This window comes from Empedobacter sp. UBA5528 (assembly GCF_002426075.1).
GTDB lineage: Bacteria > Bacteroidota > Bacteroidia > Flavobacteriales > Weeksellaceae > Empedobacter > Empedobacter falsenii_B.
In genome coordinates, this window is sequence record NZ_DINY01000027.1 from 1 (window position 1) to 1,348 (window position 1,348).

General features: G+C 29.1%; 1 protein-coding gene. It reads right to left on the bottom strand.

Going from position 1 to position 1,348, the window contains the following annotated elements; genetic code table 11:
- Positions 1-34: 34 nt before the first annotated feature.
- Positions 35-619, bottom strand: a complete 585-nt coding sequence (locus B4L98_RS05895) for a helix-turn-helix domain-containing protein (protein WP_286496459.1) — start codon at positions 617-619, stop codon at positions 35-37.
- Positions 620-1,348 lie beyond the last annotated feature (729 nt).

The window sequence follows — 1,348 nt, forward strand, 5'->3', positions numbered from 1 at the left end:
TTAACAAGGGGAAGATTACAAATCCTTTAATAATCTATTTAGAGTCCAATAATAATTTTAGTTTTTCGGTGCTCATATTTGTATATTTTTCAGCATATTTTTTTTCAATAAAAATACTTTCATTCCCATATTTTTGTTTAAGCTGTATTATTAATGTATTTCTAGGTTCTTTTCTTAAAAGATTTGTAATACTAGTTGAGCTTTTTTTCTGAGCATCAGAATTCATTAAGGATAGAAGAATTTTTGAAGTAATAGGTTTATTTAAAATACCTTCATTTATTAAACGATCAAGTTCTACTGCAAGAATATTAGATTTATCACGGATAATAGAGCCTTTTTTCTGTCTTTCTTTAATTATTTTAATAGTTAATTCAGGAAGACTACTTTTTGAAGGTAATTTAAATTTTGGATTTGCAAAATCGTAATATGTAAGACCGAATACAGATGCAATATTAATCATCTTGTTAATATTTAAGCCAACTTCACCATTAATGATACTTCTAATATTGGTAGAGTTTGAATCAATTAATTTAGCTAAATCACCTTCTGTAAGATTATAATAGATTAAGAATTTAGAAACTCTTTTTCCATATTCTTTTTGATAAAATTCTTTATTCATATCAAAATAGATTAATTTATTTTGTTTTATCTATTTTTATTTATATATTTGTTTATGAAAACAATAGCGACAGAAAAAAAGTAAATTATAAGTTACTTTAGACGATGTCACTCGTTCGAAATCCGCCAGATTGCCACGAGTTGACCGAGAGTTTGCCTATTGCTGGAATTTTGTAACTTTGCTAAATATTCCAGTAGGGCACTCCTCGTTAACTTTTAGGCAACTCTGACTTGTTCAGAGACGGTTTCTGGCGGAACCACGAGTAAAAGTTGAGGGTGCTCTATCTGGTATTTTACCATATAATTCCTCTACTTTGTAAGTACATCGTTCCATAAAACCCAACACAAAATGAGAACGAAACAATTTCCATTCATCCGTAAAAAACCACCAGACAAAGTCTGTTTGTTTTTTCCATTCTTTTAAAGAACAATACTCCGTATTTATAACATTTTTAAAACACGGATCGTAAAGTAAAGGGCTATCCTTTCTTTACACGCTCTCTATCAGAGCCTCGGTAAGGAGACTTTGAAAGCATTCGTTTTATCTTTTTTATTCGCACACTAAATGTAAAGCGTTTCATGTCATTTTCCAAATTTATTGGGCTCTGCTACCTATTATTTAGATGTGAGATGTGAGATTTTAGTATTGAGAGAATTCAATTATGTACAGATTAGATTTCTTGAAATGACAGAATATTAGAAAATAAAGTGTTAAAAAGTGTTAAATTCC